We start from the raw sequence: 21,871 nt of genomic DNA on the forward strand, positions 1-21,871 counted from the left end.
GACAAAACAAGATACAAAAAAAAGGAGCCAATAGGCTCCTTTTTTTATACTGTATTATTTATACTTCTCTTGCGGCTTTTTTCTTGTCGCGTCTTTCTTTCAATAACTCTATAATGTTACCTCCTAACCAGTAAGGAACAACGAATAATAACAAAAACATCATTAACCAAAAACCTATGGTTAATATGGTTAAAAAAGCTAAAAATCCTAAATATTGGTCAAAATCAAACATATCTTATTACTTATATATTGCAAAGATACCATAAACGAATTATTTTTTGCAAACGTTATGCAAAATTAATTTCAATAATCTCAACAATGTTGTCACAATAAAAATAAATGTAAACCTTATTTTTGAAGTTATAAAATAAGTTAACTTAAGATTCATTAAAATATACTATTATGAAATTTAGAATCGAGAAAGATACTATGGGTAATGTCGAAGTTCCCAAAGACAAATATTGGGGAGCACAAACAGAACGTTCTCGTAACAATTTTAAAATAGGTCCAGTAGCCTCAATGCCGTTAGACATTGTTTATGGTTTCGCCTATTTGAAGAAATCAGCAGCTTATGCTAATTGTGAGCTTGGCGTTTTAGCAGTGGAGAAAAGAGATTTAATTGCACAGGTTTGCGATGAAATTTTAGAAGGCAAGCTTGATGACCAATTTCCATTGGTAATATGGCAAACAGGTTCTGGCACACAAAGCAATATGAATGTTAATGAAGTAGTTGCAAATAGAGCTCATGAAATTGCAGGTAAAGTAATCGGTGAAGGCGAGAAAACAATTCAGCCAAATGATGATGTAAATAAATCGCAATCATCAAACGACACTTTCCCTACTGGTATGCATATTGCTGCTTACAAAAAGATTGTAGAAGTTACTATACCTAGTGTTACTCAATTAAGAGATACATTACATAAAAAGTCCATCGAATTTAAAAATGTAGTTAAGATAGGTCGTACCCACTTAATGGATGCCACTCCCCTAACCTTAGGTCAAGAATTTTCTGGCTATGTTTCTCAATTAGATCACGGCCTAAAAGCTTTAAACAATACACTTGCTCATTTAAGTGAATTAGCACTTGGCGGAACTGCAGTAGGTACCGGACTGAATACTCCAGAAGGGTATGATGTTTTAGTAGCAAAGTATATTGCAGAATTTACAGGCTTACCTTTTATTACTGCAGAAAATAAGTTTGAAGCACTTGCTGCACATGATGCAATAGTTGAAAGTCACGGTGCATTAAAACAATTGGCTGTTTCTTTAAATAAGATTGCCAATGATATTAGAATGATGGCATCAGGACCACGTTCAGGTATAGGTGAAATTATTATTCCTGCAAATGAACCAGGTAGTTCTATTATGCCAGGAAAAGTGAATCCTACGCAATGTGAGGCGCTTACCATGGTATGTGCTCAAGTTATGGGTAATGATGTCGCTATAAGCGTTGGAGGTACGCAGGGTCATTATGAACTAAATGTATTTAAACCAATGATGGCTGCCAACATTTTACAATCGGCACAGTTAATTGGTGATGCTTGTGCTAGTTTTGAGGAGCACTGTGCTGCTGGCATTGAACCAAACCATGAAGTAATCAAGCAATTATTGAACAACTCACTGATGCTGGTTACCGCTTTAAATACCAAAATAGGATACTATAAAGCTGCAGAAATCGCAAACACTGCACATAAGAACGGTACAACCTTAAAAGTAGAAGCAATCAATTTAGGTTATGTTTCTGCAGAAGATTATGACGAATGGGTAAAACCAGAAAATATGGTCGGTAGTTTAAAAGACTAAAACCAAACTAATAGAAATGAAAAGTGGCGACCAATTGGTCGCCATTTTTTATATGCAATAAGGTAATCTTACTTCAACATGAATTTAGAAGTACCCAATAATTTTAATTGATCGTCATAAACATTCACCATGTAGTTACCGTCTTTGAAATCACCAGAAGGCTTACTGATATAATCACATACATCTAAAGACTTGTTTTCAAAGTAAAAACCAGTTTGCTTACTATAAGTAATAGAAGCTCCATTATCGTTAGTCATAGAATTACTACCACCAAGAACATTGCCTTGAGGATCTAAAACCTCAATAAAAAATTCTCTATCTCCAGCTTGTGCAATTACGTTATCAGCAACAGTAAAACAGATTTTAAACTTGTCAGTTGCTTTAGCTCTTTGTGTAGAAACCAATTTACCACTGTTACGTTCTTTTACTGCATCAACATTGAATTTAGATAAGTTCAAAGCAGAACCTTTTTCAACTACTTGTGCCAAGTTTGTATTTTGTACTACTAAAGAGTCATTAAAAACAGTTTGTTTTTCCAATTCAACATACGTACTATCACGTTGCATAGCAATTGCAGTATTTGATCGTGTCAACGAATCAACTTGCTTTAATAATTGCTCTCTTTCAGCTTTAAGAACACCAACTTGTCTTCTGTATCTAGATAAAGATCCGATATCAGCTTTCATTGTTTTTACAGAGTCAATATACTTTGCAATATTATCTCTTGCACTTACCAACTCCTCGTTAGTTGCATTGCTTTCTAAAATAGCCTTATCATATTCAGATTTTAAGCTATTTAAATCTTCTACTACCAATTCTTTCTCTTTCGAAAGAACAACTTCGGTCTTCTTTTTATCTTGGTAAAGACTTACTGTGTAAATGATAGTTCCTAAAAGCACAACACCTAAAAGAGCGGTCAAAACTTTTAAGCCATTGTTGTTTTTTGTTTCAGTCATAATTGTAAATTTAATAAAGTGTCTGTTTGTTCAGTTTATATACGTGGTAATTCAAATTTTAGATTTTTTAATGTTAAAATAATTTCTAAACCTTGGCAAGGACCATAAAATATGAAATAACTTAGATGACATCTATAACATTAACTAGAAATCATGCTTAGCATAGTACCTTACGAGGCTAAATATACTCAAAAGTTTAAAGACTTGAATATCGCTTGGATTACTGAGTATTTCAAGGTTGAAGCGAAAGATAAGAAGTTATTAGAACATAGTCAATCTACTATTATTGATAAAGGCGGATATATCTTCATAGGATTATGGAATAATGAACCCGTAGGATGCTTTGCTTTAATAAAAAAGACCCATAATCGTTTTGAATTAGGTAAGATGGCGGTTGACAAAACACATCAAGGATTACAGATAGGGCAAAAAATGTTAACCCATGCTATTAATTTTTCTAAAAATAAAAACTGGGAAACACTTGAATTATACTCTAGCACTAAATTAGACACTGCGCTGCATATATATAAGAAATTCGGATTTATAAATGTTCCTCTAGAAGATAATTTAGAGTACCTTCGATCCGATATTAAAATGGAACTAACACTTTAAACATAACATAATGAGAATAAAAGAATTGCTTGTTTTACTATTCGTTGTAACAATGGCTTTTTCATGCAAAGAGGTGAAAAAATCTGATACCGTAATTGATACTTCTGAAGAATTGGAAGAAAATAAGTCAGTAACTGATATCATCAAAGAGCGCAAAGCTGATGAAATTGAGATAATACCTATAGAACATGCAACTGCAGTAATCGAATGGAACGATGTTGTTATATACATTGACCCTACCGGAGGAGCAGCCGCTTTTGAACGTCAAAAAATTCCGACTTTAATACTGATTACAGATATACACGGTGATCATTTAAATGTGGAAACGCTAGATGCTTTAGATACTTCAAATTGCACATTTGTAGTACCACAAGCCGTTGCCGATGAATTACCAGAAAAGTATGCTTCGCAATTAGAAATTATGGAAAACGGTATGAGCAAAAAATTAGCCAAAATTACTATTGAAGCTATACCTATGTATAACCTAAGAAAAGAAGCACTTAAATTTCACACAAAAGGTCGTGGCAATGGTTATGTTTTAAATATCGATAATGAGCGAATCTATTTTTCTGGTGATACCGAAGATATTCCGGAAATGCGTTCTTTAAAAAATATTGACAAAGCTTTTGTTTGTATGAACTTACCTTACACAATGACGGTTGAAAGCGCCGCCTCTGCAGTTTTAGACTTTAAACCGAAACAAGTATACCCATATCATTATAGAGGTAAACCAGATGTTAGCGATGTTGCAAAATTGAAACAACTTGTAGATGCCGGAAATCAAGATATTGAGGTTGTACAATTAGATTGGTACCCTAATGACGAATATTAATGTTAGCTGTTAGCTGTTAGCTGTTAGCTGTTAGCTGTTAGCTGTTAGCTGTTAGCTGTTAGCTGTTAGCTGTTAGCTGAAAATAAAAAAGCCCGCAATTGCGGGCTTTTTCTATATAAATACTTTATTAATTATCTAATTAATTTTTTATACTTGATTCGTTTCGGCATTAAATCTCCCCCTAGTCGTTTCTTCTTATTCTCTTCATAATCAGAGAAAGAACCTTCAAAGAAGTATACCTGAGAGTCACCCTCAAAAGCTAAAATATGTGTACAAATACGATCTAAGAACCATCTATCATGCGAAATTACCACTGCACAACCAGCAAAGTTCTCTAAACCTTCTTCTAGAGCTCTTAGCGTATTCACATCTAAGTCGTTGGTTGGCTCATCTAATAAAAGAACGTTTCCTTCTTCTTTTAATGTCATAGCTAGGTGCAAACGGTTACGCTCACCACCTGATAGCATATTTACTTTTTTATTTTGCTCACTACCCGTAAAATTAAATCTACTTAAGTATGCACGTGAATTCACCTGCTTACCACCCATCATAACCATCTCTTGCTCATCACTGAAATTCTGCCAAATGGTTTTTTCAGGATCAATATTAGAATGACTCTGATCTACATATGCAATTTTAGCAGTTTCACCAGTTTCAAATTCTCCTTTATCGGGAGTCTCTTCACCCATGATCATTCTAAAGATAGTAGTCTTACCAGCACCGTTAGGTCCAATAATACCAACGATACCTGCTTGTGGCAATTTAAAATTCAAGTCCTCATAAAGTAATTTATCATCAAAAGCCTTACTTACTCCCTTTGCCTCTATTACATTAGTACCCAAACGTGGTCCGTTCGGAATATAGATTTCTAGTTTTTCGTCAAGCTGTTTTTGATCCTGACTCATTAACTTATCGTAATTCTTAAGACGTGCTTTCTGCTTAGTCTGTCTTCCTTTTGCACCTTGACGTACCCATTCAAGCTCTCGCTCTAACGTTTTCTGCCTTTTAGAAGCCGTTTTACTCTCTTGAGCCATTCGTTTAGATTTCTGATCTAACCAAGAAGAATAGTTTCCTTTCCAAGGAATACCTTCTCCCCTGTCCAATTCAAGAATCCAACCGGCAACATTATCCAAGAAATATCTATCGTGGGTTACGGCAATTACAGTTCCTTTATATTGTGCTAAATGATGCTCTAACCAATGTACAGATTCTGCATCTAAGTGGTTGGTAGGTTCATCTAATAATAAAATTTCTGGTTCTTGAAGTAATAGTCTACACAATGCAACCCTTCTTCTTTCACCACCAGACAATACTGAAATTTTCTTGTCAGGATCTGGCGTACGAAGTGCATCCATCGCAATTTCTAATTTAGTATCTAATTCCCAGGCATTTGCAGCATCAATTTTATCTTGTAACACAGCTTGTTGATCCATCAACTTCTGCATTTTATCAGGATTCTCATAAACCTCTGGAAGGCCAAACATGTCGTTTATCTTATTGTACTCGTCAAGAATAGCTACAGTCTCTGCTACACCTTCCTTTACAATCTCTAAAACGGTTTTGTTTTCATCTAGTTCAGGTTCTTGCTCTAAGTACCCAACATTATACCCAGGGGAAAAAACAACATCTCCCTGAAAGTTTTTATCAACACCCGCAATGATTTTAAGTAAAGTAGATTTACCAGAACCGTTTAAACCTAAGATACCAATCTTGGCACCGTAGAAAAAACTTAGGTATATGTTCTTTAAAACTGGGGTATTCGCATTTTTATAGGTTTTCGTAACTCCTGACATGGAGAAGATTACCTTATTATCGTCTGACATAAAATTATAGTGTTTATTAAAAATTAAAGCCGAACAGAAGAATTCACTGCCGGTTCTAAAATATGTTATACTCTACCTTTTAAAGCATTAAACACCCAAGCAATAGCAAAAAAGCCAATACCTACAGATGCAAAACCCCAACCAGCAACATCATCATAGCGAAAAGCACCTAATGCAATTAGGGCAAGACCTACAAATATCATAATAATAGTAGCCCAAGAGAGCACAGTATTCTTATTCATTTTCGATTCAATTAAAATTTAAGCGAACGTCAAATATCGTAAATTTTAAGACATTTATCCAGTATAAACCTTGCTATTATTCAAACGGAAACACAATTCCCGTTAATTTACGAACAGAATCCATTATCTCAATTAAATCTAAACTATTTTGATGGCTCCATATTTCGCTCTCTTTCTTACCTGAATTTAAACAATTTTGTACCTCCTCAATTTCATGAACATAGCCTTTTCCCAACTTACCAATTTCATTAGAAGTTGATTCACTATCTTTTTCTATAGTATACCCGGTAGTTTCATGCCATCTTGGATGTATAAATATAGAACCCTTATTTCCTGCTATTTCAGCTTTCTTTTCAGAATCAGAATTGAGTCCGCTATATAGAATTGCCTGAGCATTATCATAATTAAAAATCATACTACACTGTATCTCTACACCTGTTTTATAAAAATTAGCAGAGGCCTTTATATCCTTTGGTATACCTAACATTAAATAAGCTAAAAATATGGGATAGATTCCGATATCCAACAAAGAACCACCTGCAAGATCCGGATTCAACAATCTTCCTTTTTCATCCCTATCTAAAGCATAAAAAGCAAAATCGGCATGTAAATAACCTACTTCACCTATAGCTCCATTATCAACTAATTCTTTTACCTTTTTAATAGTTGGGTTAAAACGTGTCCATAATGCTTCCATCAGAAAAACATTATTCTCTTTGGCTACAGCAACCATTTGCTCTACTTCGCTTTTATTGACACCCAGTGGCTTTTCACAAAGTACAGCATTACCAGCTTTCATTGCAGCAATACTTAAATCTGCATGAGAAGTGTGTGGTGTAGCTAAATAAATAACATCTACGGTATTACTATTAAACAACTCTTCATAACTGCCATATGCATTTGGCGCACCATATTCACCTGCAAAATCTTGTGCTTTTTCTATGCTTCTTGAAGCTACAGAAACCAATTTACCGCCATTTACCAAGGCTAAATCTTTTGAAAAACTATGAGCAATGTTTCCTGCCCCTACAATACCCCACTTAATCATACTTTTTGTTTTTGTTGCATGAACACCAAAATTAACTTCTTATCTTTATCAAAAGAAAAGAAATTATATAGAATGGATTTAAAATTCAATCAAAACGAAGATAGGAATAAGTTGTTATTATCAGACCTTAGAAGAAAGCTTAATGAGGTTTATTTAGGCGGAGGAAAAGCCAAAATAGCCAAGCAGCACGACCAAGGTAAAATGACAGCTAGAGAACGTGTTGATTATCTTTTAGACCCAAAATCTGAACAAATAGAAGTTGGTGCTTTTGTAGGTGACGGCATGTACAAAGAGCATGGCGGATGCCCTTCTGGCGGAGTAGTTGTAAAAATTGGATATGTACAAGGCAAGCAATGTATCGTTGTTGCCAATGATGCAACAGTAAAAGCCGGAGCATGGTTTCCTATTACCGCAAAGAAGAATTTAAGAGCACAGGAAATAGCTATTGAGAACAAACTTCCAATAATATACTTGGTAGATAGCGCAGGAGTGTATTTGCCTTTACAGGATGAGATTTTTCCTGATAAAGAGCATTTTGGTCGCATCTTTAGAAACAATGCCATCATGAGCAGTATGGGTATTACCCAAATATCTGCAGTTATGGGCAGTTGTGTTGCCGGTGGTGCTTACTTACCGATTATGAGCGATGAAGCGCTTATTGTAGATAAAACTGCTAGTATATTTTTAGCTGGTAGCTACTTAGTAAAAGCTGCCATTGGTGAAAGTATTGATAATGAAACGTTAGGCGGAGCAACCACTCATTGTGAAATTAGCGGAGTAACCGATTATAAAGCAAAAGATGATGCAGCGGCTTTAGATACCATAAAGAATATTATGGATAAGATTGGTGATTTCCCTAAAGCGGGATACAACCGTAAGAAAAGTTTGAAGCCAAAAGAAAATCCGGATGATATTTACGGAATACTACCGAGTTCTAGAGCTGAGCAATACGATATGATGGAAATCATTAAGCGATTGGTAGATGAATCTGATTTTGAAGAATATAAAGCTGGCTACGGTCAAACCATTCTTACTGGTTATGCACGTATTGATGGATGGGCAGTTGGTATCATTGCCAACCAAAGAAAAGTAGTAAAAACTGCAAAAGGTGAAATGCAATTTGGCGGAGTAATTTATTCTGACTCTGCGGATAAAGCAACCCGCTTTATCGCGAACTGTAATCAAAAGAAAATTCCGTTAGTATTTTTACAAGATGTTACCGGTTTTATGGTAGGTAGTAAAAGTGAACATGGTGGTATCATTAAAGATGGTGCAAAAATGGTAAATGCGGTAAGTAACTCCGTCGTACCAAAATTCACTATTATTATAGGTAATAGCTACGGAGCAGGAAATTATGCCATGTGCGGTAAAGCTTATGACCCAAGATTAATTGTTGCTTGGCCAAGTGCAGAACTTGCCGTAATGGGTGGTAACTCTGCTGCAAAGGTATTATTACAGATTGAAAAGGCATCTTTAAAAAAGAAGAGTGAAACCATTACCGAAGAAAAAGAGAAGGAGCTTTATGATAATATCAAGCAGCGATATGACGATCAAGTATCACCATATTACGCAGCCTCTAGATTATGGACCGATGCTATCATAGACCCAAAAGACACCCGTAAATGGATTTCTATGGGAATTGAAGCTGCAGACCATTCGCCTATAGAGAAGCCTTTTAATATGGGGGTTTTGCAGGTTTAGAAAAAAACATACTCTAATTAAAGTTGCATTAAAACATTCGAAGCTCTCTCTTTGCCTATTGTAAGAGATACCTTATTGTAACCTTGTCTTGTAAAAAATAAAACATCGTATTTTTTCGCATGTATTTGAAATTTACCATTTACATCCGAAACCGATGTTTCTTTTGTTCTGCTATTATAAATATTGACATTAGGAATTACCTCTCCCTTAAAAATTGTGAACCCTGAAACTATTCTTCGTTTCTCATGGTCCCTCTTTTCCTTATCCTCTATCTTCCTTGCTTTATCCTGTGAAACTAATTGTATGGTCTCTAAATAAAATGCCATATTAATATTTGAAACTTTAATCCATCTACCTTGACTAGCATACTTGCGATAAGTGCCTTTTGATTTTTCTGGATTAGTCATTCCTAATCCTATAGGTTTTTTACTCGTACGTTTTACATGCTCATCATCTTTATTTGTTGCCGCCAACACCAAACCGACAGGTTTTTTGTTGTAACGTTTAACAAGTTCCAAGGATATATAAAAACTATTACTAACTAGTATATTAAACGGTTCCAAATCTATTTTGACTATTACTTCATGCTTTTTTAAAGTGTAAAGAATATTCTTATTCGATTTATTTAAGTTTTGATTCGGACCTCCATTATTATTTCCAATATCATATACATTCACCCGAAGTAGTAAGCTATCCGACAAATTTTCTAATATTTCAAACTCTAAAGAACTTAATTTTCTTTTCTGGTTATTGACATCTATTTTAGTTGCCAATTCACCACCTAATGCCTCGTTATCCTTCCAATACCCAAAATTATTATTATCAGTACTGCGATACCCTACTGGCTTTATAATGGGTACTAATAGTGTATTGGAGACTACTACTTCATCTAAAAAGAATATTTTCAGACAGCATTTCTATTGTTGAATGTTCATGCAATATATATTTTGCGTTTGAAACACTCATTTCTATAGTTTGATACCCCAAAGATGAGAATTGAACGATATCAGTATTTTGAATTTTCATTTCATCCAAATACAAATAAAATAAACCATTTTCATCTGAAACTGTTCCCATTCCTTTACCAACCACACCAATATTTACAAAGGGTAAAGGCTGTTTTGTGGTTTTATCTACTACTAGACCTTTATAGGTGTCTTGACCAAGGACAGAGCTAATTATTAATAAAAAAATGAATTGAAAGACTATTCTCATTTAGTTAGATACAATACTGGTCGCGTTAGAAACAGAGAACAACTGTTGGTTTACATTTCTTATATTCATTTTAAATACCTTAACCTCTTTACGTTGAGAAGCACTACCATAATTATGGTAAATAGTAGCTTTTAAGTAGGTCGGTGTTAAGCTTTTATTACCAAGATACTTAGCATTTATTTGCCAAGTTCCCCGTAATGAATCATCAATAAGATATTCTTCTGTTGAAAATCCTGATATTTTTTCATTTTTTATACGGTTAGCATCGGCATATAGAGAATGTTCGCTCTTAAAATAATTACCCTCAGGATTAACAAATTCAAGCTCAAATTCAGCTTCACTATCGTTCCATTCAAAAACCAAACGAGTACCATCAAACTCATCATCTAAAACAATATTTTTTAATTCTTTGTTAGATAAAAGTTCTTCCCCTTTTAAGGCAATTAAGTTATTGAGTTCGCGCTCCATAATAACACCTAAGTCCCCCTCGGCTCTTAAGAAACCTTGCTCTAACAAATAACCATATCGAGCGTAAATACTGGCGGCTTTTTGGAATTCATTGATTTCTATATAACTTTCTGCCATATTTAAATAAGACTGTGCATAATTAGCTCTTAAAGTAAAAACCTCTTTATATATTTCATTAGCTCTTTCTAACCTACCTTCTGCTTGATAGATATAAGCTAAAGATTTTAATGCTAACGGATTTTCATTAAATAACCCCCTATTATCTTGAATGATTTCATCTGCAAAATCACTATTTTTCCAACGTTGAGAAAAATAGTCATAAGCATCTAAAACATAATTATAAGAGCTGCCATACATCTTTACTTGATCCTTATATAATTCAATAGCCTCACTTTCGATAGTACTACTTAACAATTTATTTAAATAAGTAGGCTTATCTAACTTAAGATCAGAACTGCTTAAAGCAGAATTATCATATTTATTATTTCTAAGCTTAGCTTGATCATACGGTTTATCTGAACCTGGTTCCGGAAAATAATTAGCTCCTTTCGTATTAATTACAATAACACCACCATTGGCAGCGCCGCCATATTTATTTACTGCACCTAAGCCAGGTATCACCGCTATCCTCTTAATATTTTCTACGGTAAGGTAGTAAGGAAAATCTTTCGTTATAAAACCATCTATATCATAAATGGCAGGAAAAAATCCAATACTAGCACCACGTAAAAAAATTACGGGTGTTGTTGGGTCTATGGTACGTCGTTCTACCTTAACTCCTGGAAGTTGATATTGGATACTAGAGGCAATATCCAAACCTATAGGATTCAATTCTTTACCATCAATAATTCTAACGGCGAAGTTGGTGATTTCCTTATCCAAAAGACCAAAGGCAGTATTTATAATGTTCGTATTTGTCGCATACTCACCGCGCAGTTGTTCTTGACTTTTAATAACGGTTTTTTCAACAGTTACCTCATCCAATAAATTTACCTTCGGAGTTAGTCCTACATTTAAAATACGGGTTACATCTTCCACAAAAATTTCCACATAATTCATAGCTGGGTAACTATAGGTAATAGTTTGACCGGGCAATGCTGTGATCTGATATGTACCGTTTACATCAGATTTTACAATTTCATTGGTTTCTACAACTTTGATTTCTGCATTAACTAATGGAGTTTCTAGATAGGTTATTTTACCTTTTATACTATTTTTCTTTTCTTGAGCGAAAGAAAAGGTACATGCTAAAACAAAAAGAACGATAATTTTTTTCATAAGAGTCCGGATTTATTTTCAATAATATTTTAAGAAAAATACTACAAATAATATGCCAAAAATGTTATTTACTCTATCAGATTTTTAACGAAACAATTCTTTTATTAGCATTTTCATTGGTAAGATGTAAAATAATTTTCTCTTCTGATTGTGATGGATATCCAAAATTGGTATATACGGTGCATAAAAGAGCAAGAGGCATAGTACTTTGCTGATCAAGATTACCAATGTATGTCGCATTTATAATCCACTCTCCCTTTATATCTTCATAAAGTTCAAATTCTTCCATAGAAAAACCAAGCTCCACTTCATCTTGTATTCTTTTGGCATCTGCAGAGGTAGTATGCTCCCAATTAAAAAAACGATTTTGAGGATTTACAAATTGTATTTGAAATTCAGATTTTGGGTTACTCCATTCCACTAAAAGCCTCACGTTCATTTTAGAATTGGAAAAATATTTTTCTTTTACTTTGGTAACATCTAACTGTAATCTATCTCTAAAAATTAAATTCTTCAACTCACGTTCTATTGATTTTTGAATCGGTTGAACATCTAAATTCCCATAGGCTCCGCCATTCTCTAAATTAGTTAGCATATCAAGTGCTTCTTGCTTTTCACTTTTTGCAAGTTTTAATTTAACTTCAGTAAAAAATGGTTGTAATGCTAAAGGCTTTAGCTCGTTCAATTGGCGATTTAATAAAGCTGACACCTCATCAAAACCTAAATATCGCATTGCTAATTCTGTAATTCTTAAATAAGCTTCATTCTTTGGGTCTTTCTCCCAAAAATTGGAAATAATCTTTGCAGCTATATCTTTATCAGTATCCTTAAAAAAAGAAAAAGCATCTAAATAAAATGAATCGTTGGTTTCATTGAAGTTTCGAAGTATTAAATATTGATCATACGCTTCTTCAATTGATGTTGTGTTTTGCAAAATACTTAAAATTGCAGAATCGGTTTTTTCTCTTTCATAGTCAGCATTATATATGTTATTTTGAAGAAGAGCTGAATTCACCTTGACGTCAGTACCGTTAGATGCCTGCGCAGTTTTTGTCGTAACCAATAAAACCCCTCCATTACCTAAGGTACCATACCTGTTTGTTGCCGCTAAACCTTTTAGGACGGTTATAGATGCAATATTTTCAGGATTTAAAAAAGATGCATCTGCTGTATAACCTTGCGTACCTGAATCTGGTGAAAAACCTTTTGGACCGGAAGAATTTGATTGTTCTATTGGCACACCATCCACTACTACTAATCCGTACCGGTTACCCAATATCGTAGCATTAGGCCTAGCACTAAATTCAGTTATATCTTGATCAGATTTAAGGTTAACATTTGAAAACTTACCTGCTACAGCCATACTTACATCTGTTGTTATAGGAGAAATATCTTCACTATCTAAAGATTGAACTGCATAACCAATACTTTCCTTTTCTTTTGAATCAATTGCGGTATTACCATAGTTTTCTATTCTTTTCTGAACAACCGTTACGCCTTCCAAATTGGTAACATCTGCCCCAAGAAATATATCCAATTCATTTTCATAATAACCAATAGGCAAAATTTTACTAATCCCGTAAACATCATCTGAAATCAGCAAAGAATCCCCTGGTATAGCCGGCAGCCAAAACTTTCCGTTCTTGTCTGTTAAATATACTTTTTCCTTCCCCAAAATTTGAACATTAATCCTATCTTTAGGCTCATTATCCAAATAAATTGTACCTCTGACAGATTTTAAATACTTTTTAGAATCATTAGTTGGCTTGACAGCATCATTTAGATTAAAAGACAAATCCATTAACCGCCCCTTACCGATCAAAACGGATTTCTCAAGCAATTCGAGGTTTCTGTTTCTAACAGAATTTATAACAATGTTCCCTTTCTTAACAGGTATGAAATCGTTTTGGACCAAAGAATTTCCGTCCGTAAAAAAATAACATTCGGAATTGAGAATATTATTATCTAATACCTCATACAATGTTGCGCCATCTGGTCTTGTGTTCACTAAAACTTCTCTTAGTTTGTTCCAATTGCCATCTTTAATTTCAAATTTCCGTTCTTCAACAATAGCATTAAAAAGTATTAATTGTACTTCAAAAGTTGGGTTTCTTTCAAATATTTTATCTAGAATACCAAATTCTTTTTCAATATCCCTTTCAATCATTGATAATGATGTATCCCAACATATGGTTACTTTCTTAGATTCTACCTGACTCAATGCACATTGACCAATTAAAATCAAGAGAACAACAAGACTATTAACCTTTAACATATTGTATTATTTAATTTTTATTTAAAATAAGAATAACAGCCAATTAAACCAAGTGCCTAATATTAAAAAAAATCAGAATTTTACTACATAACCAATTTTAAATCTTACAAATAGAAAATTAATTACCCTGATGCCCTTTTACTCTTGGTATCAACAAAAGTTCTGTCTGTCTACCATTAACATACCTAAAACCTTCTTCACCATAAAAGCCGGCTTCTTCAAGCATGATACGTATATCTCTATTCCATTCTGGTATGTTAACCGTGGTATTTAATTCAATAGCATACACCGTGTTTGGATTTAAACCATAATTTTCACCGTCGTCACGCATAACACCGCCTTGGGAATCCCACATACCAATTGTTGTACCTGCAGAATGACCATATAAGCCAAGTGGATGCGTATATATTGATGGTTTTAAGCCCGCTGTTTTAGCCTCCTTCAATGATTTTGCTAGAATATCATTCCCAGACCTACCCTTAACCATATTGTTGGTCAAAAAATCTTGTACCCTATTACCATCTTTTAATCCGTTCACCAAAAAGTCAGGCGCAGTAGTTTCTTCTGGCTTAAGCACATATGCCAATTCTTGACAGTCTGTATTTAAACGCAAATAAGTAATACCAAAATCGCAATGCAATAAATCTCCCGGTAGAATAACCATATCATCAGGCTTATTTGCAAAAGAATAGAATTCGCTTTTTTTACCCTTCTCACTTCTTTGAACGTCCACGGTTGGGTGAAACCAGGTTTCCAAGCCTAAATCCGTAACTTTTTGTCTCATCCACCACACCACATCTGAAGTAGTCGTTACGCCCGGAGTAATAACTTTCTCAGAAAATGCTTCAGCGATAATATCATGTGTAATATCTACTAATTGGTTATAAATAATCATTTCTCGTTCAGACCTTGTTTCAATCCAACGAACAGCTAGTTGTTCTGCTGAAGTCACTTTTGAAGTATATTTCTTAGGCAGGTTTGCCATGAACTCTTCATAATCTGTCTTTACCAAGCCATCTGCAATATTGTGGTCTGTAGAATAATTAAGTGCGATTTTCTTCGGATTTCTTTCCTCTATTAATTGCATTAACCGAGTCCACTGATTTGGTTCTTTCTCCTTATCCCAAGCAGAAACAATATTTTTACCAACGTTGTAACGGGCTACAGCCAACTTCTCTATAGTGTTCTTCGCCTTATCCCTATAAAACAAAAGTATAGTTCTTCTACGGGCATTTAACCACGTAGCCGGGAGCATAGTCTTAATTACGGGATCTTCATTGTATTCTCTTGAGATAACCACCCACATATCTAAGTCTGCGGCATCCATAAGTTCAGGCAACAAATTATTGAAACGGTCGTCTAATATTTCATCTATTACCTGTGCTCTTTCTTTTTTAGTTAGAATTTGCTGAGCGTAAATTTCCCCTATAAAAATTAGACATACAAAAAGGAATAGTTTTTTCATGAGTGCTGTTTGGTTTAAGCCTTGAAAATACAAAATAACACACATTCGAAATAAACTATTCCTCGAAAATCAATTGATTTTTATAACCTGAATAAAATCAATAGTTGTCTGTTACCAATTTCTCATCAATGCTTTTAACCAACCTAATAAATTCTGCTCTATATCCATTTTTATCTTCACCTCTACCGTTTTCTGCCAAAAAAATGACGTCATTAAAAGACGCTTCATTTATAAACGCGGACTTTCTTAATTGCTGACCGAATAAAGCAACGGCTGCAGAAAATTGAAAGTCTTTAGACATTTCTTGAGTATTCGAATTTTGAACATGAACCAGTTCAATACTTTTATTGCCATCTGGCTTTTTATATCTAAATTTTACCGTGAACAGCTCATCAGAAAACCTAGTATTGTCAGTAGCATTGGTATACTTTAATTCTGGAATTTCTTTATCATATTCTGATGTTACTCCTACCTCTATTATCTCATACAAAGCGGTCACCTTATGCCCACTTCCTAATTCACCGGCATCTTTAGTATCATCAATAAAATCTTCATCTGCCAATAATCTATTTTCATACCCTATTAATCTATACGATTTTACCTTAGCAGGATTAAATTCTACCTGTAATTTTACATCTTTTGCAATAGTAAATAAAGTACCGCCAAACTCCTTACCAAATAATTTTTGCGCTTCTTGCATAGTGTCTATGTAACCGTGATTGCCGTTCCCTTTATCTGCTAAAGTTTCCAACTTAGAATCCATATAATTACCCATTCCGAAACCTAGTACAGAAAGAAACACTCCCGATTCACGTTTTTCAACAATCAAATCTTCCATGTCTTTGTCGCTAGACAGCCCAACATTAAAATCGCCATCTGTTGCCAATATCACTCTATTGTTACAATTCTTCTTAAAATGTTTCTCTGCTAATTTGTAGGCTAATTGAATACCTTCTCCACCAGCTGTAGAACCGCCAGCCTCTAAATTATTTAAAGCGCTCATGATTTTCTCTTTATTGTTACCAGATGTTGGCTCTAATACAACACCGGCTGCACCAGCATAAACAACAATTGAAACCCTATCTTTTTCTCTTAACTGATTTACTAATAGTTTAAATGCGGATTTTAATAGTGGCAATTTGTTATCTAATGACATAGAGCCAGAAACATCTATTAGAAAAGTAAGATTAGATGCCGGTAATTCTTCATTCAAGTATTCTTTTCCTTGCAAACCAATACGCACTAATTTGGTGTCTACATTCCAAGGGGTCTGTGCTACCTCGGTGTTTACAGAAAAAGGATGTTCACTTGTAGGTTGTGGATAGTCATAATCAAAATAGTTAATCATTTCTTCAATCTTAACTGCATCTACAGGAACCGCTTTTCCATTATTTATGAACCTTCTAATGTTACTATACGCTGCTTTATCAACATCGATTGAAAAAGTAGACAAAGGATTAACACCTACATTCTGAAACTGATTTTCAGTAATTTGCGCATAATTCTCATCTTCTTCAATAACATAATTACCTTTTACGGTTTGTATTACAATACAACCGTGTTTAGCATTTTGACCATATAGATTCTTAGCTTCAGAAGCTTTAAGTTCTTTTCTACTATCAATATCTTCACTTTTTAAACTTTGAACAATTGAATTATATTGCTTTTGAATAGGTACGCCATCTACAATATATAGAGGGCTGTTTATTTTAGTTCCAACATTTTTATCTTCCGCAGAACCCAAACCACGAATATTTATACCACTAACTTTACCTTGTAAGGTTCTACTAATATTAGATTTGGGAGATTGCATATTAACCATTGCAACTGAGCCCGTAACATGACTACGCTTTTGGATACTATACCCAGTAACTACGACTTCTTCTAATGTCTGAAGATCTTCTTCAAGTGATACATTAACAACCACTGAATCTCTGATCTTTACAATCATATTTTTACATCCGATATAACTAAAAACCAGTTCATCATTTTTAGTGGCACTTATAGTATAAGCACCATCAAAATCGGTTTGAGTACCATTTGTGGTTCCTTTTACAATAACATTTACACCAGGCATAGGATTCCCTGCATGATCAGAAACAGTACCACTAATTTTAACTTGTTGTGAAGACAATAAGAAACTAGTAAATAGAAATAATAGGAAAGTTGCATTTTTCATAATAGCTGGTTTAAAGTTTATACGATAAACCTATTAAGAAGTCAGCCATATTAAAATAAAAAATGAGTGAATGGGCAGGTGTGGTGAGTGAAGTTATGACTTCAATAAGGTCATGGTTTCTTTCCGCTTAACTTTTCCGCTATCAGTACGTAAGAATACCGGAATAGTTTTAATTAGACGCGGCACTTCGTACTTAGATAAAAGAGCACTTGAAGTAATTTTTTTCAACACATCGTTTTCATTCACTACACCTTCAATAACCAGCACTAATTGCTCCCCTAGTTTTGCGTCTGGTAAAGAAGTTATAAAAAAAGGTTTGTCAATACTATTCGAAAGTTTAGCCTCTACCTGCTCAGGACTAAGTTTAATTCCGCCAGAATTAATTACATTATCAAATCTGCCTAACCACTTGAACTCAGTTTCCGAAACCAATTCAATAACATCATTAGTAATCACAGTTTCATCAGCAATCTTTGGAGCATTAATTACCAAACACCCTCTGTCATCTTTAGATATTTCAACGTCTGGTAAAATAGAAAAAGGTGCATCGTCTGCTACACCATTATTCAAAAACTTAATTGCAATATGTGTTATTGTCTCCGTCATACCATAAGTTTCATAACTAGCGTTGGCTATACTTTTTATTTCCTTTCTCAATGAAGTAGAGATTGGAGCACCACCAATAATCAACTTATGTAGCAATGAAAGCTTCGGTAATGAATTAGCAACTTGCAAAGGAACCATAGCGCCAAAATCAAAAGACATATTAATGCCTTCTAACGGATTTGAAGTAGGTTCCACAAAATAAATATCTAACCCTAACACCATAGCTCTAACTAACATCATTTTACCAGCAATATAAGTTGCAGGTAAGCACAACAATGCAGAAGACCTAGGTGATAAATTAAAATAGCTGCCTGTTGCCAAAGCACTATTCTCCATATGGTTCTTCTTTAAAACAATTGTTTTTGGAGTACCCGTAGAACCAGAGGTCCGTGCAGAAATGGTAGGTGAATCATCTATCCAATCTATAATGAATTCGCCAATGCGCTTTTCAAATTCTTCTCCCTCTTTAATTAGGCTATAACTTACCTCTGTTAAATCGGCAAAAGAAATAAATCTACCATGAATGGAAAAACTTGGGTGTACTGAAGCTTTATACATTTTACTAATTATCTAGTTTCAGAAATTCTTCTTCAGATAACACCTTTCCTGTTAATTTTTCTTTCCAGTTGGTCCAGCCATACTTTTTTGAAAAGATTATTAATAGAATAGGGAATACTATAAATACCGGCACCAAGACATCCCAACCCAAAATTGGATCAGAAACATCCCTATACAATGAATCAGTTTGAAAAGCAGTCCAATCAGCAGTCAACAATAACGCTCCAATTAAATTATTAGCGGCATGAAAACCTAAAGCAAGTTCTAGACCTTCATCCATTAGGGTTATAATACCAAGAAAAAAACCAGTACCTATATAGTATATCATTATACCATAACCCAGTTTCTCTACTTCAGGATTTCCCAAATGCATTAATCCAAATAATACAGAAGTAACAACTAAAGGTACCCATCTATTTTTTGCAGCAATACCCAATCCTTGCATCATATGACCTCTAAACAAATACTCCTCAAAGCTAGTTTGTAAAGGAATTAGGATTATTCCAATTAAAGCCAAACTTAAAAATGGCATCAACTTGAAATTAAACAGGTAATCTTCAGGAGATAAATAAATACCTATAAAAGTTAAAATTATTGTTATCAATCCCCAAACACCAAAGGAAAAAAATACTCTTTTCCAATCTATTTTTTTTCTGGATGTCGTCAAACTAGTAATGCTTTGTGAATGCACTAATTTTGTCCATCCCAGCACCACAAATAGACCAACAGCCAATGGAACTAGTAAAATAATCAATACTAAATTAGAGCCTAAACTAGCTATCATTTGCTCCATACTATCCTCTACACTAACTGGTGATAATATAATTGCGATATAGTTCAATATCATAAACCCAATAAAACAACCGGGAATAATTAAATATTTCCACAAACCTAAATCACCTTTATACCCCTGTTCTATATACATAAACTTTCAATTAAATTTGTATTCCATTTTTTAGAGCTGTTATAAAACAAACCTCCATTATTAACCTCTAACGGGCTCTCAATATTATTTGTGAATAGTGACCCAGTACCCAAACCTTGAGGCATTTCATTATTTAATGTTGCTGTCCATTGCGCAATAGCATTTAAGCCAATATTACTCTCTAAGGCACTTGTTACCCACCACCCTATATTATTCTTTTCTGCAATAGAAATCCATTCACTACTTCCTGCAACACCACCAACCAAACTTGGTTTCAAAATTATAAATTGTGGTTGTATTGTTTGTAGCAACGCTGCCTTTTTTGTTACATCAACCACACCAATTAATTCTTCATCTAAAGCAATTGGCAAAGGCGTATTACTACAAAGCCTTTTCATTTCTTCAGCTTGCCCTTGTTTAATAGGTTGTTCTATAGAGTGTAAATCTAATTTCGATAACGTTTCTAATTTAGGTAAAGCTTCTTGTGGTTTAAATGCTCCGTTAGCATCTACCCGTAATTCAATCGCTTCTTTTGAATAACGTTCTCTAATAGATTTTAGCAATGCTATTTCAATATCAAAATCAATTGCACCAATTTTCATTTTTATACAAGAAAAGCCATTCTTTAATTTTTCTTCTATTTGTTGATGCATAAACTCCTTATCACCCATCCAAACCAATCCGTTAATTGAAATCGGTTTTTGGTCATTTAAAAAACTAGATTCAAAAAGATGAAATGGATTTTCAGAACGTAACGACATAAATGCCTGCTCTACCCCGAATTGAATACTGGGGAAATTCTGTAACTGTTTTAGCAATTCGATTTCTCCCCCTTTTATGTTTTGTGCTACCCAAGCACATTTATCTTGATATTCAGGAACATCATCAAAACTAAGACCTCTAAAAAGTCCGCATTCACCAACACCCCATTTTCCTTCATCTTCTAAAAAGATAAACCAAGTTTCTTTGGTTCGAAGAATTCCTCTAGAGGTTCCGCTAGGGTTTTTGAAATTTAGGAAATACTTTTTAAATGTTACCTTCATAATATCGCACAAATTTAACTATATTTTGAGTTTAAATACGACGGTATGGCTAGTATAGAAAATAAGGTGATTTGGATAACAGGTGCATCTTCTGGAATTGGAGAGGCATTGGTATATCATTTAAACAAACTTGGAGCAAAAATTATACTATCAGCAAGAAGAGCAGATGTTCTTTTAGAAGTAAAAGGTAAATGTAAATTTCCTGAAAATGCAGCTATACTTCCTTTAGATTTAATAGCATTCGACTCACTAGAAAGCATAACCGAAACAGCTGTATCAATTTACGGTAAAATAGATATTTTAATTAATAATGGCGGACTAAGTCAACGTTCACTTATCATTGATACAAAATTTGAAGTGTATCAACAAATGGTAGATGTTAATTATCTGGGTACTATTAAGCTTACAAAACATCTACTACCCTATTTCACAGCTCAAAAAAGTGGTCATTTCGTTACTGTTACCAGCTTAATGGGTAAATTTTCTTCTCCGTATCGTTCCGGTTATTGTGGTGCAAAACATGCACTACACGGCTTCTTTGATGCCTTACGCATGGAACATGAGAAAGATAATGTAGACGTATCAATAATTTGCCCAGGATTCATACAAACAAATGTTGCAAAAAATGCATTAACCGGTGATGGGTCTGCTTTACAAAAAGAAGATAATGCCACAGAAAATGGAATGCCAGTTAATGATTGTGCAAAAGAAATTATCTCTGCAATTGAAAAGAAAAGATTTGAAACCTATGTCGGTGGAAAAGAGAAATTCGGAATTTATCTCAAAAGATTCTTCCCTAAACTACTACACAAAGTGATTATGAAAAGTAAGGTTAGATAGTC

General features: G+C 34.1%; 19 protein-coding genes. 5 read left to right on the plus strand and 14 right to left on the minus strand.

Annotation, left to right across the window (positions count from 1 at the left end):
• Nucleotides 1–58: 58 nt before the first annotated feature.
• Complete coding sequence (locus tag Q4500_RS09160) at nt 59–232, minus strand: hypothetical protein (protein ID WP_091904107.1); 174 nt, start codon at nt 230–232, stop codon at nt 59–61.
• A gap of 170 nt (nt 233–402) precedes the next feature.
• On the opposite strand from Q4500_RS09160, the gene fumC reads away from it, so the two are divergent.
• The gene (fumC, locus tag Q4500_RS09165) at nt 403–1,803 is read left to right on the plus strand and encodes a class II fumarate hydratase (RefSeq protein WP_303599382.1); all 1,401 of its coding nucleotides are present in this window, start codon (nt 403–405) and stop codon (nt 1,801–1,803) included.
• A 68-nt stretch (nt 1,804–1,871) separates the two neighbouring features.
• Here the strand turns inward: fumC and Q4500_RS09170 are convergent, their stop codons facing one another.
• The gene (locus Q4500_RS09170) at nt 1,872–2,759 is read right to left on the minus strand and encodes a hypothetical protein (protein ID WP_303599383.1); all 888 of its coding nucleotides are present in this window, start codon (nt 2,757–2,759) and stop codon (nt 1,872–1,874) included.
• Nucleotides 2,760–2,912: 153 nt separating this feature from the next.
• Here Q4500_RS09170 and Q4500_RS09175 point away from each other — a divergent pair, with 153 nt between their 5' ends.
• Nucleotides 2,913–3,371 (plus strand): GNAT family N-acetyltransferase, encoded by a 459-nt coding sequence (locus Q4500_RS09175; protein ID WP_303599384.1) that lies wholly within the window; start codon nt 2,913–2,915, stop codon nt 3,369–3,371.
• 10 nt (nt 3,372–3,381) lie between these two features.
• Nucleotides 3,382–4,203, plus strand: coding sequence for an MBL fold metallo-hydrolase (locus tag Q4500_RS09180; RefSeq protein ID WP_303599385.1), 822 nt, complete (start codon nt 3,382–3,384; stop codon nt 4,201–4,203).
• Nucleotides 4,204–4,334: 131 nt separating this feature from the next.
• On the opposite strand, the gene ettA is transcribed toward Q4500_RS09180, so the two are convergent.
• The 3 genes from ettA to Q4500_RS09195 all read right to left on the minus strand — a co-directional run bounded on the left by ettA (nt 4,335) and on the right by Q4500_RS09195 (nt 7,316).
• Complete coding sequence (gene ettA / locus Q4500_RS09185; RefSeq protein WP_303599386.1) at nt 4,335–6,026, minus strand: energy-dependent translational throttle protein EttA; 1,692 nt, start codon at nt 6,024–6,026, stop codon at nt 4,335–4,337.
• A gap of 65 nt (nt 6,027–6,091) precedes the next feature.
• Nucleotides 6,092–6,268, minus strand: coding sequence for a CAL67264 family membrane protein (locus Q4500_RS09190; RefSeq protein ID WP_299324942.1), 177 nt, complete (start codon nt 6,266–6,268; stop codon nt 6,092–6,094).
• A gap of 76 nt (nt 6,269–6,344) precedes the next feature.
• Nucleotides 6,345–7,316, minus strand: coding sequence for a Gfo/Idh/MocA family protein (locus Q4500_RS09195; RefSeq protein WP_303599387.1), 972 nt, complete (start codon nt 7,314–7,316; stop codon nt 6,345–6,347).
• Between the two features lie 72 nt (nt 7,317–7,388).
• Between Q4500_RS09195 and Q4500_RS09200 the strand changes: the two genes are divergently transcribed.
• Nucleotides 7,389–9,017 carry an acyl-CoA carboxylase subunit beta gene (locus tag Q4500_RS09200; protein WP_303599427.1) on the plus strand — a complete coding sequence of 543 codons (1,629 nt, stop codon included), beginning with the start codon at nt 7,389–7,391 and terminating at the stop codon, nt 9,015–9,017.
• A 17-nt stretch (nt 9,018–9,034) separates the two neighbouring features.
• Here Q4500_RS09200 and Q4500_RS09205 read toward each other — a convergent pair whose 3' ends face one another.
• The 9 genes from Q4500_RS09205 to Q4500_RS09245 all read right to left on the minus strand — a co-directional run bounded on the left by Q4500_RS09205 (nt 9,035) and on the right by Q4500_RS09245 (nt 21,029).
• Nucleotides 9,035–9,790 (minus strand): hypothetical protein, encoded by a 756-nt coding sequence (locus tag Q4500_RS09205; protein ID WP_303599388.1) that lies wholly within the window; start codon nt 9,788–9,790, stop codon nt 9,035–9,037.
• A 112-nt stretch (nt 9,791–9,902) separates the two neighbouring features.
• Nucleotides 9,903–10,232, minus strand: a complete 330-nt coding sequence (locus tag Q4500_RS09210) for a carboxypeptidase-like regulatory domain-containing protein (RefSeq protein WP_303599389.1) — start codon at nt 10,230–10,232, stop codon at nt 9,903–9,905.
• A complete protein-coding gene (locus Q4500_RS09215; RefSeq protein ID WP_303599390.1) occupies nt 10,233–11,978 on the minus strand; it encodes a hypothetical protein in 1,746 nt (581 codons plus the stop codon).
• A 76-nt stretch (nt 11,979–12,054) separates the two neighbouring features.
• Nucleotides 12,055–14,253: a YfaP family protein gene (locus Q4500_RS09220; protein WP_303599391.1), complete on the minus strand. Its 2,199-nt coding sequence runs from the start codon at nt 14,251–14,253 to the stop codon at nt 12,055–12,057.
• Nucleotides 14,254–14,371: 118 nt separating this feature from the next.
• Nucleotides 14,372–15,718, minus strand: coding sequence for a M24 family metallopeptidase (locus tag Q4500_RS09225; protein ID WP_303599392.1), 1,347 nt, complete (start codon nt 15,716–15,718; stop codon nt 14,372–14,374).
• 97 nt (nt 15,719–15,815) lie between these two features.
• Nucleotides 15,816–17,897 (minus strand): von Willebrand factor type A domain-containing protein, encoded by a 2,082-nt coding sequence (locus Q4500_RS09230; protein ID WP_303599393.1) that lies wholly within the window; start codon nt 17,895–17,897, stop codon nt 15,816–15,818.
• Nucleotides 17,898–17,990: 93 nt separating this feature from the next.
• Nucleotides 17,991–19,061 carry an AMP-binding protein gene (locus Q4500_RS09235; RefSeq protein ID WP_303599394.1) on the minus strand — a complete coding sequence of 357 codons (1,071 nt, stop codon included), beginning with the start codon at nt 19,059–19,061 and terminating at the stop codon, nt 17,991–17,993.
• A gap of 4 nt (nt 19,062–19,065) precedes the next feature.
• The gene (locus Q4500_RS09240) at nt 19,066–19,986 is read right to left on the minus strand and encodes a CPBP family intramembrane glutamic endopeptidase (RefSeq protein WP_303599395.1); all 921 of its coding nucleotides are present in this window, start codon (nt 19,984–19,986) and stop codon (nt 19,066–19,068) included.
• Nucleotides 19,977–21,029 (minus strand): o-succinylbenzoate synthase, encoded by a 1,053-nt coding sequence (locus tag Q4500_RS09245; protein ID WP_303599396.1) that lies wholly within the window; start codon nt 21,027–21,029, stop codon nt 19,977–19,979. Before Q4500_RS09245 ends, Q4500_RS09240 begins: the two co-directional genes overlap by 10 nt.
• Nucleotides 21,030–21,074: 45 nt before the next feature.
• On the opposite strand from Q4500_RS09245, the gene Q4500_RS09250 reads away from it, so the two are divergent.
• Nucleotides 21,075–21,869, plus strand: coding sequence for an SDR family oxidoreductase (locus Q4500_RS09250; protein WP_303599397.1), 795 nt, complete (start codon nt 21,075–21,077; stop codon nt 21,867–21,869).
• Nucleotides 21,870–21,871: the final 2 nt, after the last annotated feature.

It is taken from the genome of Maribacter sp. 1_MG-2023, assembly GCF_030547005.1.
GTDB lineage: Bacteria > Bacteroidota > Bacteroidia > Flavobacteriales > Flavobacteriaceae > Maribacter.

Excerpts from the sequence above, each read along its gene's own strand:
- Q4500_RS09160 (WP_091904107.1), bottom strand. The coding sequence starts at position 232 with ATGTTTGATTTTGACCAATATTTAGGATTTTTAGCTTTTTTAACCATA.
- fumC (WP_303599382.1), top strand. The coding sequence starts at position 403 with ATGAAATTTAGAATCGAGAAAGATACTATGGGTAATGTCGAAGTTCCC.
- Q4500_RS09170 (WP_303599383.1), bottom strand. The coding sequence starts at position 2,759 with ATGACTGAAACAAAAAACAACAATGGCTTAAAAGTTTTGACCGCTCTT.
- Q4500_RS09175 (WP_303599384.1), top strand. The coding sequence starts at position 2,913 with ATGCTTAGCATAGTACCTTACGAGGCTAAATATACTCAAAAGTTTAAA.
- Q4500_RS09180 (WP_303599385.1), top strand. The coding sequence starts at position 3,382 with ATGAGAATAAAAGAATTGCTTGTTTTACTATTCGTTGTAACAATGGCT.
- ettA (WP_303599386.1), bottom strand. The coding sequence starts at position 6,026 with ATGTCAGACGATAATAAGGTAATCTTCTCCATGTCAGGAGTTACGAAA.
- Q4500_RS09190 (WP_299324942.1), bottom strand. The coding sequence starts at position 6,268 with ATGAATAAGAATACTGTGCTCTCTTGGGCTACTATTATTATGATATTT.
- Q4500_RS09195 (WP_303599387.1), bottom strand. The coding sequence starts at position 7,316 with ATGATTAAGTGGGGTATTGTAGGGGCAGGAAACATTGCTCATAGTTTT.
- Q4500_RS09200 (WP_303599427.1), top strand. The coding sequence starts at position 7,389 with ATGGATTTAAAATTCAATCAAAACGAAGATAGGAATAAGTTGTTATTA.
- Q4500_RS09210 (WP_303599389.1), bottom strand. The coding sequence starts at position 10,232 with ATGAGAATAGTCTTTCAATTCATTTTTTTATTAATAATTAGCTCTGTC.
- Q4500_RS09215 (WP_303599390.1), bottom strand. The coding sequence starts at position 11,978 with ATGAAAAAAATTATCGTTCTTTTTGTTTTAGCATGTACCTTTTCTTTC.
- Q4500_RS09220 (WP_303599391.1), bottom strand. The coding sequence starts at position 14,253 with ATGTTAAAGGTTAATAGTCTTGTTGTTCTCTTGATTTTAATTGGTCAA.
- Q4500_RS09225 (WP_303599392.1), bottom strand. The coding sequence starts at position 15,718 with ATGAAAAAACTATTCCTTTTTGTATGTCTAATTTTTATAGGGGAAATT.
- Q4500_RS09230 (WP_303599393.1), bottom strand. The coding sequence starts at position 17,897 with ATGAAAAATGCAACTTTCCTATTATTTCTATTTACTAGTTTCTTATTG.
- Q4500_RS09235 (WP_303599394.1), bottom strand. The coding sequence starts at position 19,061 with ATGTATAAAGCTTCAGTACACCCAAGTTTTTCCATTCATGGTAGATTT.
- Q4500_RS09240 (WP_303599395.1), bottom strand. The coding sequence starts at position 19,986 with ATGTATATAGAACAGGGGTATAAAGGTGATTTAGGTTTGTGGAAATAT.
- Q4500_RS09245 (WP_303599396.1), bottom strand. The coding sequence starts at position 21,029 with ATGAAGGTAACATTTAAAAAGTATTTCCTAAATTTCAAAAACCCTAGC.
- Q4500_RS09250 (WP_303599397.1), top strand. The coding sequence starts at position 21,075 with ATGGCTAGTATAGAAAATAAGGTGATTTGGATAACAGGTGCATCTTCT.